Here is a 15,140-nt window from a genome sequence, read left to right as displayed (position 1 = left end):
TCTTTCATCTTCTATAACCCGATATCCGACACGGCATTCTCGCTGAACAATTCCCCGTCACGTATGTACCTGCGCACCATGTTGACTGACTTGTGCCGCGTTTGCTTCATGATCGTCCGTTCATCCTTGCCGGCCATCGCTGCCGATGTAGCCAAACCGGCGCGCAAGCTGTGGCCGGAAAAACGTTGAGGGTTCAGCCCTGCCAATTCTGCTGCTTTTTTGACGATCAAAGCCACGGATCGGTCGGTGAGACGTCTGTTTCGTACCTGTCCGTGACGATTGATCGGACGAAAAACGGGTCCTGTCCGTATACCGGATGCTCTCAACCATTCTTCCAACGCCCGAATGGGACAAGTGTCCGGATGAGAACCGCGGGGAATTCCTACTTTTTCCCCTCTACCCTCCTGGTCCGTTTTGGAGCGGCGCAACAGGATGATCATGCCGCGCGGAACGATTTGGATATCCTCGCAGTCAATGGAGATCAGCTCTGAGCGTCGGAAGCCTCCGGCAAACCCGACCAACAGAAGTGCGCGATCCCGTTTTCCGGTCAATGTATCTGATGGCAGTTCAGCCATCATCCGCCTCAAATCATCCACGAGAATCGGGTCTTTTCCTTCCTGGAAAGTTCCCTTGGCCCGCCGAATCCCAGCCCATACTGTACGTACGATGTAGCTGCTGGTCGGAGTGTCGTAGCCAGCGGCCTGGTGTGCTTGCGAAATGGCAGATAACCTTCGCTGCAACGTGGAGGTTTTGCGCCGGTCCGCCAGGTCGCTCAAATACAACGCCACAGTTTGCGGATCGGCGGGAAGTGGAGATAATCCCCTTTCCCCGCACCAGGTGGTGAAATCATTCCAGTCCGCTCGATAGCTTTTCTTGGTATTAGCAGCCTTGGATTGTTGCGTGTAATCTCTTGCCTTTTCCAATACTTCCCGCAATTCCGTGGAGAGTTCTCCGCTTCTGGTTGTCAGTTGGTTCATGGTTCACCTCTCCATTTCTCTTTCTGTTTCTATTTAAACATAGACCTCCTCAAAATTCAGCAATCGACGGTATCGCGAAATAGTATTTCTCCGTAGGCAGGTCCCCTCTTACCATAAGTCGTTGATGGGGATTGGTTACGATTTTTACTTCGGACGCTTCTAGCAAATCGGGGGAAAAATGGATTTCTACTTTTGAAATATCGAAGTCAAAGCAACTCGTGATCATATGGAGATTTGGGATGCGGCTTCCGATGATGTCGTATAGATGCAGAGTGGTATTGGATCGATTATACACCAGAACGACGTCAAGGGTGGGGGCATAAGCCACTTTCACTTTCGTATCCCCACTCAGCACCTGGAAGAAAAAGGCGCTTTGATGATGGCGGAATCCAAACACATGTGACACGGGTGCCCTCTTATCAAACATCTTTCTAACCATATTGGCATCCTGTTCGTTATGCATGTCCAACTCCATCAGCGGCTTCTGTTTACCTATCTTTTCAACATCCTCACAGATGAAATGGTACTGGGAAAGAACACGGAATCCGAACTTTTGATACATGGCAGGGATTTGTGTATATAAGAAGAAAAGCGGGTATTGGTGTTCGTACCTGCTGAAAATCTCCACGAACAGCTTCCGTATCAAACCCTTCCCCCGATATGAAGGATGGGTCATCACGGATTGTATGCCGGCTGCTTTTACGTTCTGCCCGTTGATCACCAACGGCATATCAAACATACTGACATTCGCTACTACCTTGTTTCCTTTAAAAAAAGAATAAGGGCGGTATGTCGGGTCCCAGTATCCCCTTTCATAAAAGCACGATAAGAAATCGGAAGAGATACCAAACACCATCTCAAAGAGCGCGATCAGTGCCTTCCGCTTCAAGTGATTGTCGCAGTAGGAGTGATCGAAATGCAAGTTGTTCATATTGCACACTCCTTAAACTATCTGAATTAGTTCCTAGCATCACAGTTACTTAGTGAATCTATTTCCTCATCTTCTGAGTTGCTCCTTGAATCAATCTCCGGAAAACCCTGCTACATAGATGTATACCTCACATCTGTTTCGGTACCCTCTCTGTTCCATCATATGACTCTGCCTCCTTCCTCGCTCCAGATTTCGAAGCACATAATTGTATGATCCAACTGAATAGAATTCAGTACCAATTTTTTATCAGCTCGCTGTCTGATAGGCTTTACAGAGGAGGCAGAGTATGTCAAGTTATATCTATCCTGAGTTATCAACTGATCAAATGATTTCGATCATCAGACATGGACTTCCAAAAACCCAAATTCCTAAGAAGATCATCATTGTTGGCGCGGGTATGGCAGGCCTGGTCTCGGCCTCATTGCTGAAGCAAGCTGGACACCATGTTACCATTCTTGAAGCTTCGGATAGGGTCGGAGGACGAGTTTATACGTTGCGAGCCAATTTTAGGGATGGGCAGTATCTTGAAGCTGGCGCGATGCGTATTCCTCATACTCATTTGTTGACTTTGGAATATATAAGAAAATTTCGCCTTCCGGTTAGTCGATTCATTAACACGACTCCCAACGACATTATCTATCTTAGAGGAATCAAAGCTCGTCTAAAGACGTATGAACAGAACCCTGATATTTTCCGCTTTCCGGTAGCCCCACACGAAAGGGGGAAAACCGCTACGGAGTTGCTCCAATCAGCAATAAAACCCGTGACAGATTTTCTTAACCAAAACCCGCGGGAAAATTGGCCTGTGATCGTAAAACGATTGAATCAATACTCGATGGAAGCTTTTTTGAAAGATAACCCGTTTGAAGTGTCGTTATCTGTGGGTGCCGTCGATATGCTCAAAGTACTTCTTTCACTAGAAGGATTTCCGGAGCTTTCTTTCCTGGAACTGTTACGTGAATTATTAATCTTGTTTACCCCTAATATTCGCTTCTATCAGATCACAGGCGGTAACGACCAACTTCCTAAAGCATTTCTCTCTCAATTGAAAGATGATATCCGGTACGGACAAAAGGTGAAGAAAATTGTGCAGCACGACAACCAAGTAACCATTCATTCTTTACATAAAATCCTGGGGCCATCGCAAATCACCGGTGATCTTGCGATTGTGACCATTCCTTTTACAACCTTACAATTTGTGGAGGTCGAACCGGTTAACTCTTTTTCTCATGAGAAATGGAAGGCGATTCGAGAACTTCACTATGTGGGCTCTACGAAGACCGGCATCCAGTTTAAAAACAGGTTCTGGGAAAAGGAAGGTATGTATGGTGGGAAAACGGCTTCTGATCTCCCTATTACGTATACTCAATACCCGAGCGATGGCCTCGGCGAACCAGGACCAGGTGTGATTTTGGCTAGTTATACATGGGAGGATGATGCTGTACCTTGGGATAGTTTGGCCGAAGAAGATCGCTTTGAATATGCATTAAAAAACTTGGCTACTATCCATGGTAAACAGGTATATCGTGAGTATATAACAGGAGTGAGCCACAGTTGGATTCGAGATCCGTATAGTGCTGGAGCTTTCACGATGTTTAAACCATATCAGGCAATGGAACTATCCCCCCATATTTCCACTCCCGAGGGAAGGGTTCATTTTGCTGGCGAACATGCCTCATCTACCCACGCCTGGATACAAGGCGCAATCGAGTCTGGGATACATGTTGCATGGGAAGTCAATGACTTACCAAGAACTTATTTTGGGTCCTAATCAACAAACTGATCATCGATCCCAACTCAACCGTCCCCCACTTCTTCGATATCGTGTGATAAACCAGTCGCCCCCGACGATAAATAAGTCCCCGATTAGCTGAATCAAATTGTACATCAGGAACATTACCGTTTCGCCAAACGCTCCGAGCACCATACTCCCCACCCATGAACCGAGAAAATACCAAAATAGGACAAGGTGGCCCCGCCTTAGTAGGTGCCCGCATATCTTTAGGTGTGATCCGGTTGATCAAACTCCACCTAGACCAACCGTTTCAATGCTCGATCCCCCGTCAGCACCGGCTCATGATACCGGACAAGGCAGAAGGATTGCTCCTCTTTTTCTAACTTCCGATAATAGTACCGTATCGGAAGTTAGCGATAATCATTTTTCGGTTAGCGTCTTGGAAGATTTTGTGATATGTTTGAGTTGAGGTTACAAAATGAGGAGTGAAATTTATGTCGGATATCCCCTTTTCGTCTCGTCTTCCGGAGTCCGTCAACCGAATGATTTCCCGTTTTCCCGATCCGGTACAAGACTTTTTTTGGGAGATGATCAGCGCCGAGCGTTCCCCGCAAACCATCGCCAACTATGCCTACGATTTTGCTCTCTTTTTCGATTTCCTCTACTCACAACAACTCGACTTGGAAAAGGTCACCCCCCAAGTGATCCGACATTTTTTCCGCCGCATCGAAAACGGCTATGAGCGAACAGTACAGGTGAAGGTAAAAAAGAAGAATCCGCATGGTGAAATATACGAAGAGTGGATTGAGCGGAAACATCGAAGAGAAAACTCCCGGGCGGGAAAGCAACGGAAACTGGCTTCCCTTCGCTCGCTGTTCCGTTACTTGGTAAAAAGTCACGTACTCTCCCAAAATCCCCTGGAAGAATATGAGGACGTATCGTTACGCACGCGTAATCGGACCAAAATCCCCGTCTTCTTGACCCGCGAAGAAGCGATCCGTCTGATCGACGCTGTTGCCGCCTATGGAGAGAAACACAATCGCCACCGGCAGATGTGGGTGGAAGCCCGCGATCGTGCGATCATCATCCTTTTGTTGAACACTGGTATGCGTGTATCAGAATTGATCAACCTCAATCTCAACAGCTTTCAAATTGACGGTAACCAAGCCCGTGTGATCGTGATCGGGAAAGGTGGCAAGGAGCGCGTGCTGAAGTTAAATCCGATCGCCATGCACGCACTGCAAGATTACCTCGCATTACGCCCGAAATCGAACATCCCTGTCGAACATCGCGACGCATTGTTTGTCAACCGTAACCATACCCGTATCAGTCGCAAGGCCGTTTCCGAAGCTATTCGCAAATACGCCCGGGAGGCGAATTTACCTCCTAAGGCAGCCAGCATCTCACCGCACAAACTGCGTCATACCTTGGCCACCTTGCTTCTTTCCAACGGCGAAAACCTGCGGGTGGTGCAGGAAATCCTCGGTCATTCCAGTATTCATACCACCCAAATTTACACTCACGTCATCAACCCGGAGAAAGATGAAGCATTGGATCGGTTGGGAAGGTTGTTTTAGGTGAATATGGAGAATTTTAGGATGCGAAAAGGGAACATTTGTACGTCTGCCGTTGGATAAATATTACACACGTTCACAGAGCGAATATGCGGCGATTTCAGCGATTTTAATCCTTTTTGGACAATTGTATTCCCTAAATAAAAAAGGTCGGTTATACGGGGAAATAGAAGGTCATTTTTCTCGTGCGCCCTCAACAAATTCCCATTTATTTCAAGATGGGTGTCACGGGTAGATTTGAACCCGGTGTTGAATCCCTATATGCGCACAAAAATAAAAGGTGTGGCATACCGTTAGAGGGAAGAAGCATTCCGCTTACCGACGTATATTCGTCTTTATACCCGTTACCCCTTAGAGGAGTGATGGTGATGATGAGGCGTTTTAACGATTGGTTGGGGGATAAACTGGCCTACTGGCTCTCAACCATGGGGTGTTTCTATCTCATATCGATCGCCATTCTTGCAACTCTTTTCTTTCAGAGACCAGAAGGTGTACAAGCGTGGCTCATGTTCTGGGTAACCGTCTTCTTTCAAGGTGTTGCACTGCCTGTGTTAGGTTACGTATCCAGAAAGGCTGGAGAAAAGCAGGAACAAATCTTAAACGAAACACATGATGCGGTGATGGATGAATTAGCACTAGTTAAAGAAGAACTGGCGATTGCAAAAGAGGAACTCGAGTTGCTGAAGAAATTGCTTGAAGAACTACATAAACGTAGTCCCGATAAGAGATGATTTCATTTGAATTGATATTTTAACCAGTGTTTAGGCGTCATCGAGGATCTGAGAACAGGATAACCATTTCCCCGGTCATCACGGTATCATCATTATGGTACTCGCTCTATATATTAGTGAAGGAAACAGTCGGGAAGTAAGAAACAGGCGTTTCCCATTCCCCAGACAAACAGGCACTTGCTCTATTATTCGTTATTGATTTAGCTATGGAGTTGGATTTGTTTGTAACACAAACCTGTTTAAGAATCAGATGAGTTGATGTTTTTTTATCAATACATGTCTAGGCGACCACTGCAAACGTGTAACGTCTACAATCAAAACGCAGGGAATGAGGGATCACCTATCGGAGCGCAGAGCGAATTAAGAACCGAGTAATATTTCTTTTAACTGCTTTACTTTATCCGCTTTAAGTGTCCCATATGTAGATCCATTTGTAGAACGTTTTATTAATTCTGCATTTCCGTATTTGTTGAACCAAACTTGATACGTCTCTTTCTCCTTATTGTCGTAATTTATCCAGAAACGGGCATCCTCTTCTCTGGCCATTGATGGAATCGATCCTTTTTTCCAATTGACTTCCTCAACAATAGTCATTACTTTTTCAACCATCGTCGTATCATCAATATTTGTTTCGTATCCATTCGTTTTTTGAATAACAACTTCGCTGGGTTTTTTTGCAGGCATTTCACTACAACCCGTTAACCCGTGCAATAGAACGTAGAAACATACCAAAAACGCAAATATACGCAATTCCATTCAACTCCATAAAATAATGTACCTAAAAAATGAGGTGCGGCTAAAATTCTCAAAATAGAGGCAACCAAGTAAACAACCGATGTTGATCACTTCTCCCCATCATTCCCCCTACACGGGTTGGTTCAAATGATATGCCGATTCCATCCCCGTAAACGTCTGCATTCCGAAATAAACATCCCGGTAGAAATAAGGACCATCGCGGTATTTTAATTATTTAACCCCCTTGAGGCTATGCCCGGACGGCAGCATCGTCTCTTTACGAGGTATATGTAGCTTGTTTGGCTGTTAGGAGGAAGAATTAAGTCTGTAGTGTATATGAATCTTTTTTACAGTTTGTTTTGCAAACCTGTATGTAACATTATTAGATTTGTCGATATCTGCAGCAAAAAGATTGAATCAATTCTACTAAGGAATGTCAAGCTAACAAGGTATTTCCCTAGCTTCGTGCCCCCATAACATGATGGACACACCAATCAAGAAACCTACTTCAAGCCATAGTACAATGTGAAATTTGCCCATCCCTTCCATGATTTCATTTCGGTTTCCCCGCTTTCATCTCGCTCCACATCATATGGAATCATCCAAAAAGGCGACCCTTATCCTCCGTCATCTACCTCTCCTAGCTTATCTTAATAAACCACCCTGATACCGCAATTCATACACTTTTGTATCTTTCACGCGAATTTCCTCATATCCATGAAACCGATCCCATCCTCCCTCCCATCTGTTCAGATAGGTTAGCGGCCCTTTTTCCCAGACTTCCGGTCCCCGATAAGGCACATCCTTTGATCCCAAGCGCAATGCTTCACGCAAAAATGCATAGGTGGAAAGGACCTGCTCCTGATCACTGATGTTGAGCACTCCGCCTCCATAAATCATGGCCCAAATGGGTTGGTCCAAATGATATACCGTTTCCATCCCCGTAAACGTCTCCATACCGAAATAAACATCTCGGTAGAAATAAGGACCATCGCGGTATTCCAATTGTTTGGCCCCTGGTAGCAATGCCGCGACGGAAGCATCGTTTCCTTGGGAAGCATATGTAGCTCGTTTAGCGTTTAGCAGGAAAGAAATGAATTCGTTGTGCACTTGAATCTCCTTCATAGTTTGTTTAGCAAACCTGTATGTAATATTATTCAGTTTGTCGATATCTACAGCAAAAAGATTGAATCAATTCCCTCTTCTTCTACATCATATCATATAGAATGGAATTTGTAACCATAGATAAACAAATGGACAGAAAGGGATCAAAAGAAAAAAATACCAAGATTAAAAAGTATCTCCCCTAGCTCCGTGGTCCCCAAAGCATCACAGACACCCCGATCAAGCTGATCCCTGCTCCAATCCAGTCATAGAAATCGGGAGTCTTCTTGTCGATGAGCCATCCCCACAAAACAGACATGACTATGAACACTCCCCCGTAAGCAGCGTAAACCCGACCAAAGGAAGGAAAAGATTGAAAAGTGGCGATAATCCCGTAGAAGGACAAAGTAAGCCCACCAATCAATCCCCAGTAAAACGGTTTTCCCTCCCGTAACCAAAGCCAGATCATATATCCCCCGCCGATTTCCGCCAACCCGGCAAGAAAAAACAAAAACACTGCTTGAATCATCTTTTGTTTCCACCCTCTCCAATGTTAAACCGGTCTCCAATGGTAAGACCGGTTCTTCATGTGCCGCCACCAATATGTGCCGAATCAGCTAATACAGTATAACCTTTTTTCCTTTAAGTAAATACACATGAAACTGGCAATACGTCTCAAATCCGAGCTTCTTGTATGTGTTTAAACCTGCTTCTCTTGCTTGAAGAACCGCCCATTTATATCCTTGATTCAACGACGCTTCTAGTAAATATTGTGACGTGGAACTCGCCAGCCCTTTTTCTCATTAACGGAAGCGTTGCTACATCGTATACGCCTACAACTATATCATTATAGTAAAGGGCTGTCGTAACAGCTGGTTGCCCATCATAAAAGCCTAAGTAAAACTGAACTGGTGAAGTATCATTAAGAAGATGCTGTCCATAATGATCAAAAATCCCTTGTTTTAAACTTGAATCCATATTAAACCCCTCTACGTATAGATCTCCCCCCCAAAGTGGACATAAATAAGTGGCGGAGGTGCAAATTGACGATAATTTGTTCTCCGGAACACACATTCCGGGGAACTTATGTTTGTTCTTTGGAGCAGATTCGTGTATACTGGAGAAAATGGGAAACATCATCGACTAGGAGTTGAGGGTGATGACAACGCGACTCTCCTCGCGGCAAAAGGCAATCTTGGACTACATAAAGAAATCGGTCAAAGAGAAGGGATATCCTCCGTCAGTTCGCGAAATCGGGGAAGCAGTCGGCTTGGCGTCCAGCTCAACGGTACACGGTCATCTTGCCCGTCTGGAAAAGAAGGGGTTCATCCGACGTGATCCCACCAAACCGAGGGCAATTGAACTTTTGGATCGCGGGGATCTAGAGGAAACGGCCCGCTCTTCTGACACCGTATTGGTACCGCTGGTCGGGAAAGTCACCGCGGGGGAACCCATCACTGCAATCGAGAATGTGGAAGAATACCTTCCTCTCCCTCGTCGCCTGGTCGGCAATGCAGAACGGGCGTTTGTCTTGTCCGTTCACGGAAACAGTATGATCAATGCCGGCATTCTTGATGGTGACCATGTGGTGGTACGACAGCAGAACACTGCCGAAAACGGGGATATCGTCGTGGCGATGACCCAGGACGGGGAAGCCACCGTAAAACGCTTCTACAAAGAAAAGGATCATATTCGCCTGCAACCGGAAAACGACGAGATGGAACCGATCCGTCTGACAAGTGTCAGTATTTTGGGGAAAGTAATCGGGGTATTCCGGGAAATTCATTGAGAGATCCAAGCAGTGGCTGAGGCTTTTGAGACAAACCCAGCGTTATTTCCGCTGGGTTTGATTATGATTCGGGAAATTCTTTTCGATGTTCATTTAGACCCTCTAACTGAGGGGCTTTTTTAGTGTGAAGATTTTTTCTCGGCAAGCGGAGAAACCGACCAAATTGATAGCGATAGTGCGTTTTGCCCGCGCCGTTCGTGAAGGGCGATGGCGGGTTAATCGAATTCGCTTGGAAACTAACCATGGCTCCGGACTTTTGCAGTCAGAAGACTAAGATTGAGTCGCTTGTATAGCGGCTTTCACTGTCTGGGCAAGATTCCTCATATTTCCGACTCCCTGGAAATGCAAATAAATGATGCGTGGTTTTTCATAAATCCAGTGGTTGTGTATGGCGGAAATCTCTAAGTTTCCTTTACGTAACGTATCCAATACAGGAGTAACTTCGCTTTCAAGCAGAGAAAACTCGCCCGTCACCACTGTTTTCCCATGAGTTATTTGTTCAAATGTAGCGATAAACTCCAATTCCATTGTCTCTGGTGAGAGTTTGATCCCCCTGTAAGTAATAGGGATATTACGAGGAATTTCTACCTTACAAACCCCTTTTTCCGCTTTTGCATTCGTACCAAAAATTTGTTCAAGGACTTTACATCCCGTTTTCTCATTACCATAAACCATTTGTATAGGAAAAGAGACGATCATCAAACAAGATGTCAAAATAAAAAATATTTTCTTCACGCAGACCACCTTCATATTTTGTTTAACGTTTATCCTAACCATGTGTGTGTCAGTTATTCAAAAACCAGACATTAATCATGAATAAATTGACGAGAATAAGAAAAGCATGATATTCGAACAAACCATTCGAACAAACCAAAATGGGTGATAAAGATGAGAAAAGCGTATCTGATCTTCATCGCATTGTTCCTACTATCGGCGGGATGCAACACAGCCAAACAAATCGGAGAAGCACCTCCTCGCCCCAAGCAGCTTAGCAATCAGACTGCTCATCCGGAAACAGTACCAATGGAGAGCCGAGGCAGGGTACTCCCTGATAAAAGAGGGGAGAATAATCTCAGATCCAAAACAGCCAAACCTCGCATTGAGTCCATCGGCTTTTTGGAACCGGTAAACCCCGCCCAAGCCGTATCCGATGTCAATGAGGCTGGCCGACATCTGACTTACATCGGTTTTTTCAGTTACCGTGTTCAACCCAATGGAGATTTGATTCCTTTAAATGATGCCGCCCCCTTGGCAGCTGCCAAACGGAACAAGGCAGTCCCGATGTTGGTGATTACCAACTTCGCTCGAGGAAATTTCCAGCCCGATGTCGCGCATCGGATCTTTACCGACCCGATGGCGTCTCGACGGCTGATTCAAAACGTAATCCGTGTCATGAAGCAAAAAGGTTACCGTGCTCTAAACGTTGATTTTGAACACATCCGTGAAAAAGATCGGCAGCTGTACAACGGTTTTTTGGCAACGCTGTTGCCACGGGTCAAAAAGGAAGGATATGTGGTATCCACCGCCTTGGCCCCAAAATCGAGTGACAAACAGGCAGGTCCTTGGCATGGTGCCCATGATTATGCCTTCCATGGTAAAATAGCGGATTTTGTTATTCTGATGACCTATGAATGGGGTTGGACTGGTGGACCTCCCATGGCCGTTTCTCCGATCCCTCAAGTTCGTAAAGTCGTCGATTATGCCGTTTCCAAGATCCCTCGGGAAAAGATTATCATGGGAGCTCCCCTGTACGGTTATGACTGGGTACTCCCATATAAAAAAGGCGGCCCTCCGGCTAAACGGGTGTCGCCCAAGGAAGCCGAGACTTTCGCTTACATGAAATCACTGAAAATCCAATACAATAACCGGGATCAAGCTCCGTACTTCTTCTATACGGATCAGCGTGGAAAAAAACATGTGGTCTGGTTCGAAAACGCACAGAGTGCCCAAGCCAAGTTCAACTTGATCAAGGAGTATCGGCTTCGGGGGATCGGCTATTGGGTTCTGGGAGAGGATTTTCCCAGGAACTGGCCCCTGCTTCAAGATAACTTCATCATCCGCAAGCATTGAGTCCAAAGAAAAACAGCCTGCCGATCATGTTCGGCAGGCTGTTTTTTGCCTTATTGATACTTCTCAACGAAACGTTGAATCCGATCCAACGCTTTTTCCAGTTGTTCCATGGATGTCGCGTACGAAATGCGGATATGATCGGGAGATCCAAAAGCCGAACCGGGGACGACCGCTACTTTTTCTTCGTCCAACAATGCTTTTACCCATGTATCCACATCCTCGAAAGGTGAAGCATCAATGGCCGTGCGCACATTGACGAACGCGTAAAATGCTCCTTGCGGCGGCAAGATGCGGAACCCAGGGATCTCGGACAGCCGTTTCACCACGAAATCGCGGCGTTCCTTGAACGCGGCCCGCATCGTATCCACCGGTTCCTGCGTACCGGTCAATGCGGCAATCGCCGCATATTGAGCGATGGAGGTGGGGTTGGAGGTGCTGTGGCTGGCCAATCCCGTCATCGCCTTGATGATGCGGGCATCTCCAGCAGCATAACCAATCCGCCAACCGGTCATCGAGTAGGTTTTGGACACGCCGTTGATCACAATGGTATTCCGGTAGAAATCCGGCCCCAGACTGGCGATGCTCACATGTTTTTCTTCACCATAAATCAAGTGCTGATAAATTTCGTCAGAAATGATCACCACATCGTGCTCAAGGCACACTTCGCCGAGTGACCGCAGCTCCTCCTCTGTGTAGACCATCCCGGTCGGATTGGACGGGCTGTTGATCAGAAAGGCACGTGTCCGGTCCGTAATCGCAGCGCGCAGTTGTTCCGGTGTGACTTTGAACTGTTGTTCCTCAGTCCCTTCCACGATCACCGGGACACCTCCGGCCAGCTTCACCTGCTCAATATAGCTGACCCAGTACGGAGCTGGGATAATCACTTCGTCACCGGGATCCAACATGACCTGAAACAAGTTGTACAGTGCATGCTTGGCCCCGACTGTAACCACGATCTGATCGGGTTCGTAATTCAAACCGTTGTCTTGACGAAACTTGTCGGCGATGGCTTTTTTCAGCTCGGGTATCCCGCCCGAAGCCGTGTATTTCGTGTGCCCCGCACGCATGGCTTCTTCGGCCGCCTTTAAGATATGTTCCGGCGTGTTGAAGTCCGGCTCGCCAGCGCCGAGGCCGATGACGTCATGTCCTTGTTGTCTCAGTTCTTTCGCTTTAGCGGTGATGGCCAGCGTGGACGAAGGGGTCAGTTGCTGAGCCCGCTCAGAAAGTCTCATGAGTTCTCCTCCTCCAAATCCCCTGGTTTGCTCCATATTGTACTGCAACTGTTGCTGTACATCAATCGCCAACCGTGACAGGAAGTTTATGAGCAACCCAGGTGGTGGATGGTGTATAAAAGCGAGCCTTTCTTCTCGGATAAAGGCTCGCTTTGGTAAACATTACTGTTCAACCAGATTTCGGGTTTCGCGCGCGATCATCAATTCCTCATCGGTCGGAATGACCAACACGGCCACCCGTGAGTTTTCCGTGCTGATGATCCGCTCCTGTTTGGAGCGTTCGGCGTTTTTCTCCCGATCCAACTCTACGCCAAGGAAGGTCAACCCCTTACAGACACGCTCGCGTACGAGCGAAGCATTTTCTCCGACACCGGCCGTGAAAATAATGGCATCCACACCGTCCATGGCCGCCGCATAAGCCCCAATCGCCTTGCGCAGACGATATGTATACATATCCAACGCAAGACGGGCATGATCGTTACCTTCAAACATCGCTTCAGTGATTTCACGCATATCGCCGGACAATCCCGACACGCCCAAAAGACCGCTGTGTTTGTTCATCATGGAATTGACTTCAGCCAGCGTCAATTCCTCCTTGGCCATCACGAACGGAACGATGGCCGGGTCAATGCTGCCACAACGAGTTCCCATCATCAAACCTTCCAACGGGGTCATCCCCATAGTGGTGTCCACGGATTTTCCGTATTGAACGGCCGCAAGACTGGCCCCGTTGCCGATGTGGCATGAAATGAGCTTCAACTCTTCCAACGGACGTCCCAACACTTCCGCCGCGCGCAAGGTTACGTATTTATGGGATGTACCGTGGAACCCGTAACGGCGGATCTTGTACTTCTGATACAGTACCCGAGGCAGCGGATACATAAACGCGTAGTCCGGCATCGTTTGATGGAACGCCGTATCGAATACCGCCACATGTGAGGCATGGGGCAGATGTTGGCGCGCTGCTTCGATCCCGAGCAGGTTAGGCGGATTGTGCAGCGGCGCCAAATCCACGTTGCGCCGGATCTCACGGATGACTTCGTCATCAATAATGACGGATTCAGAAAAGGATTCGCCGCCGTGCACCACGCGGTGGCCAACAGCGGCAACCTCCTCAACACTTTGAATTACTCCTTTTTGTGGATCGGTTAACAAAGAGAGTACTTTGTTCAATCCCTCACTGTGATCCAAGATCTCCGCTGTTTCCACCCACTCATCTCGGCCGGTTACACGATGCGTCAAAATCGCGCTGTCCGTACCGATCCGTTCGACCAAGCCATTGGCCAGAACCGATTCATCCTTCATCTCAAACAACTGATACTTAATGGATGAACTCCCGCAATTGATCACCAGAACCTTCATCGGACATCCTTCCTATCCAACCGTTCTCCATCTTCGTTGTAGCGGAAAAAGCCTTCCCCTGTTTTGACACCGAGATGCCCGGCACGCACCATCTTTTTGAGCAACGGCGCCGGCCGGTATTTGGTGTCGCCGTATTCACGGAACAGACGTTCCATGGCTTTGAGCACGGAATCCAATCCAAAGTGATCGGCCATTTCCAGCGGGCCCATGGGGAATTTGTATCCCCGCTTCATCGCCAGATCAATCTCCTCGGCGGATGCCACCCCTTCCATCAGGGTATGGATGGCTTCATTGATGAGCAGCATACTCAGCCTGGTCGTGACAAAACCGGGCGACTCATATACTTCGATTCCGACCAGGTCCATCCCCTTAACCCAGTTGCGAATCGTTTCAAACGTCTCATTCGACGTTTTGAGCCCGCGGATTATCTCCACTACGTCCACTTTGGCCACCGGATGAACAAAATGAAGGCCGATCACTCGATCTGGCCGTTCAGTCGCAGCGGCGATTTCCGTCAAACTCAACGTGGATGTATTGCTGGCCAGGATTACTTCCGGCCGGCAGATCCGGTCGCATTGTACAAACACATCTTTTTTCACATCCAAATCTTCATAGACCGATTCGATAACCAAATCGGCATTTTTCAGTGATTCAAAGTCCGTCGTGAACCGAATCCGGGAGAGAATCCCCTTCTTCTCGGCAGCCGTAATCCCCCATTTGGCCAGCTGCTTGTCCAAACTGATCTCAATATGATGGCGGGCTTGTTCTGCGCGTTCCGGGGATTGCTCCAGCAGTGTCACCTCAAACCCTTTTTTGGACAACAGCTCGGCAATCCCCTGACCCATCGTGCCACCACCGATCACTGCGATTTCATGAATCGATGACAAGGCACATCTCCTT

Annotated in this window: 14 protein-coding genes; 5 read left to right on the top strand and 9 right to left on the bottom strand. The window is 47.3% G+C overall.

Annotation, left to right across the window (positions count from 1 at the left end; genetic code table 11):
• Positions 1–11: 11 nt before the first annotated feature.
• A complete protein-coding gene (locus KI215_RS08175; RefSeq protein ID WP_212772283.1) occupies positions 12–977 on the bottom strand; it encodes a site-specific integrase in 966 nt (321 codons plus the stop codon).
• A 49-nt stretch (positions 978–1,026) separates the two neighbouring features.
• Positions 1,027–1,908, bottom strand: a complete 882-nt coding sequence (locus KI215_RS08170) for a GNAT family N-acetyltransferase (RefSeq protein WP_212772282.1) — start codon at positions 1,906–1,908, stop codon at positions 1,027–1,029.
• Positions 1,909–2,194: 286 nt separating this feature from the next.
• On the opposite strand from KI215_RS08170, the gene KI215_RS08165 reads away from it, so the two are divergent.
• From KI215_RS08165 to KI215_RS08155, 3 genes are all read left to right on the top strand, one after another.
• The gene (locus KI215_RS08165; protein WP_212772281.1) at positions 2,195–3,679 is read left to right on the top strand and encodes a flavin monoamine oxidase family protein; all 1,485 of its coding nucleotides are present in this window, start codon (positions 2,195–2,197) and stop codon (positions 3,677–3,679) included.
• A gap of 458 nt (positions 3,680–4,137) precedes the next feature.
• On the top strand, positions 4,138–5,220 hold the full coding sequence (locus KI215_RS08160; RefSeq protein WP_212772280.1) for a tyrosine-type recombinase/integrase: 1,083 nt from the start codon (positions 4,138–4,140) through the stop codon (positions 5,218–5,220).
• A 365-nt stretch (positions 5,221–5,585) separates the two neighbouring features.
• Positions 5,586–5,948, top strand: coding sequence for a hypothetical protein (locus KI215_RS08155; protein ID WP_212772279.1), 363 nt, complete (start codon positions 5,586–5,588; stop codon positions 5,946–5,948).
• A gap of 360 nt (positions 5,949–6,308) precedes the next feature.
• On the opposite strand, the gene KI215_RS08150 is transcribed toward KI215_RS08155, so the two are convergent.
• From KI215_RS08150 to KI215_RS08140, 3 genes are all read right to left on the bottom strand, one after another.
• Positions 6,309–6,632, bottom strand: a complete 324-nt coding sequence (locus KI215_RS08150) for a YhfM domain-containing protein (protein ID WP_212772278.1) — start codon at positions 6,630–6,632, stop codon at positions 6,309–6,311.
• A 696-nt stretch (positions 6,633–7,328) separates the two neighbouring features.
• Positions 7,329–7,793, bottom strand: coding sequence for a DUF5680 domain-containing protein (locus KI215_RS08145; RefSeq protein ID WP_338048290.1), 465 nt, complete (start codon positions 7,791–7,793; stop codon positions 7,329–7,331).
• Between the two features lie 196 nt (positions 7,794–7,989).
• On the bottom strand, positions 7,990–8,316 hold the full coding sequence (locus tag KI215_RS08140; protein ID WP_212772276.1) for a YnfA family protein: 327 nt from the start codon (positions 8,314–8,316) through the stop codon (positions 7,990–7,992).
• 630 nt (positions 8,317–8,946) lie between these two features.
• Between KI215_RS08140 and lexA the strand changes: the two genes are divergently transcribed.
• Positions 8,947–9,576 carry a transcriptional repressor LexA gene (lexA, locus tag KI215_RS08135; RefSeq protein WP_212772275.1) on the top strand — a complete coding sequence of 210 codons (630 nt, stop codon included), beginning with the start codon at positions 8,947–8,949 and terminating at the stop codon, positions 9,574–9,576.
• A 270-nt stretch (positions 9,577–9,846) separates the two neighbouring features.
• Here the strand turns inward: lexA and KI215_RS08130 are convergent, their stop codons facing one another.
• The gene (locus KI215_RS08130; RefSeq protein ID WP_212772274.1) at positions 9,847–10,311 is read right to left on the bottom strand and encodes a DUF1259 domain-containing protein; all 465 of its coding nucleotides are present in this window, start codon (positions 10,309–10,311) and stop codon (positions 9,847–9,849) included.
• Positions 10,312–10,464: 153 nt separating this feature from the next.
• Here KI215_RS08130 and KI215_RS08125 point away from each other — a divergent pair, with 153 nt between their 5' ends.
• Complete coding sequence (locus tag KI215_RS08125; RefSeq protein ID WP_212772273.1) at positions 10,465–11,646, top strand: glycosyl hydrolase family 18 protein; 1,182 nt, start codon at positions 10,465–10,467, stop codon at positions 11,644–11,646.
• A gap of 50 nt (positions 11,647–11,696) precedes the next feature.
• Here the strand turns inward: KI215_RS08125 and KI215_RS08120 are convergent, their stop codons facing one another.
• The 3 genes from KI215_RS08120 to KI215_RS08110 all read right to left on the bottom strand — a co-directional run bounded on the left by KI215_RS08120 (position 11,697) and on the right by KI215_RS08110 (position 15,127).
• Positions 11,697–12,878 carry a pyridoxal phosphate-dependent aminotransferase gene (locus KI215_RS08120; RefSeq protein ID WP_212772272.1) on the bottom strand — a complete coding sequence of 394 codons (1,182 nt, stop codon included), beginning with the start codon at positions 12,876–12,878 and terminating at the stop codon, positions 11,697–11,699.
• A gap of 162 nt (positions 12,879–13,040) precedes the next feature.
• Positions 13,041–14,240 carry an acetate/propionate family kinase gene (locus KI215_RS08115; RefSeq protein WP_212772271.1) on the bottom strand — a complete coding sequence of 400 codons (1,200 nt, stop codon included), beginning with the start codon at positions 14,238–14,240 and terminating at the stop codon, positions 13,041–13,043.
• Positions 14,237–15,127, bottom strand: a complete 891-nt coding sequence (locus KI215_RS08110) for a 3-hydroxyacyl-CoA dehydrogenase family protein (RefSeq protein ID WP_275956691.1) — start codon at positions 15,125–15,127, stop codon at positions 14,237–14,239. Before KI215_RS08110 ends, KI215_RS08115 begins: the two co-directional genes overlap by 4 nt.
• Positions 15,128–15,140: the final 13 nt, after the last annotated feature.

It is taken from the genome of Polycladomyces abyssicola (assembly GCF_018326425.1).
Lineage (GTDB): Bacteria > Bacillota > Bacilli > Thermoactinomycetales > JIR-001 > Polycladomyces > Polycladomyces abyssicola.
The sequence above is the reverse complement of the archived record's forward strand: the minus strand, read 5'-3'. Positions and strand labels throughout refer to the sequence as shown.

What these genes read in the sequence shown, in the direction of transcription:
- KI215_RS08175 (WP_212772283.1), bottom strand. Translation starts at nt 977, where the DNA reads ATGAACCAACTGACAACCAGAAGCGGAGAACTCTCCACGGAATTGCGG.
- KI215_RS08170 (WP_212772282.1), bottom strand. Translation starts at nt 1,908, where the DNA reads ATGAACAACTTGCATTTCGATCACTCCTACTGCGACAATCACTTGAAG.
- KI215_RS08165 (WP_212772281.1), top strand. Translation starts at nt 2,195, where the DNA reads ATGTCAAGTTATATCTATCCTGAGTTATCAACTGATCAAATGATTTCG.
- KI215_RS08160 (WP_212772280.1), top strand. Translation starts at nt 4,138, where the DNA reads ATGTCGGATATCCCCTTTTCGTCTCGTCTTCCGGAGTCCGTCAACCGA.
- KI215_RS08155 (WP_212772279.1), top strand. Translation starts at nt 5,586, where the DNA reads ATGATGAGGCGTTTTAACGATTGGTTGGGGGATAAACTGGCCTACTGG.
- KI215_RS08150 (WP_212772278.1), bottom strand. Translation starts at nt 6,632, where the DNA reads ATGCCTGCAAAAAAACCCAGCGAAGTTGTTATTCAAAAAACGAATGGA.
- KI215_RS08140 (WP_212772276.1), bottom strand. Translation starts at nt 8,316, where the DNA reads ATGATTCAAGCAGTGTTTTTGTTTTTTCTTGCCGGGTTGGCGGAAATC.
- lexA (WP_212772275.1), top strand. Translation starts at nt 8,947, where the DNA reads ATGACAACGCGACTCTCCTCGCGGCAAAAGGCAATCTTGGACTACATA.
- KI215_RS08125 (WP_212772273.1), top strand. Translation starts at nt 10,465, where the DNA reads ATGAGAAAAGCGTATCTGATCTTCATCGCATTGTTCCTACTATCGGCG.
- KI215_RS08120 (WP_212772272.1), bottom strand. Translation starts at nt 12,878, where the DNA reads ATGAGACTTTCTGAGCGGGCTCAGCAACTGACCCCTTCGTCCACGCTG.
- KI215_RS08115 (WP_212772271.1), bottom strand. Translation starts at nt 14,240, where the DNA reads ATGAAGGTTCTGGTGATCAATTGCGGGAGTTCATCCATTAAGTATCAG.